The sequence below is a fragment of the Photorhabdus viridis genome, from assembly GCF_040256935.1.
GTDB classification, from domain to species: domain Bacteria; phylum Pseudomonadota; class Gammaproteobacteria; order Enterobacterales; family Enterobacteriaceae; genus Photorhabdus; species Photorhabdus viridis.
In genome coordinates this window covers 1-338 of the sequence record NZ_JBEJZY010000327.1, presented here as the reverse complement: position 1 = coordinate 338, position 338 = coordinate 1, and the positions used below count along the sequence as shown (strand labels likewise).

Sequence of the window (338 nt, the reverse complement as noted above, 5' to 3'; positions counted from 1 at the left end):
TGATAACGGGTGGTGCCTGCCGGAGTATCCAGCGCGGTCAGTCTCTGAACCGCATCATAGGTGTAGCGGGTAACCGTTTCTTCCCCGTCCCGCTTTTCAATGCAGTTCCCCGACAGGTCATAACGGTAGTGCCAGCGGGTGCCGGCATAATCCTGCTCGGTGATAACCCGGCCCGCCGCATCCAGCGTGTAGCGGTAGGTTTCCCCCATCGGGTTAATCACCTGCGTCAGTTGCAGGGTATCGGCATCATAGCGGTACTGCCAGCGATGGCCTTCGCCGTCCTGCCGGGCCGCCGGCAGGTCAAACGGGCCGTATTCCACCTGCCAGGCCACTCCGCG

General features: G+C 62.1%; 1 protein-coding gene. It reads right to left on the bottom strand.

Going from position 1 to position 338, the window contains the following annotated elements:
* Positions 1-338 (bottom strand): RHS repeat domain-containing protein (locus ABR397_RS23580; protein ID WP_350307820.1); only part of this gene is annotated, 338 nt, incomplete at both ends.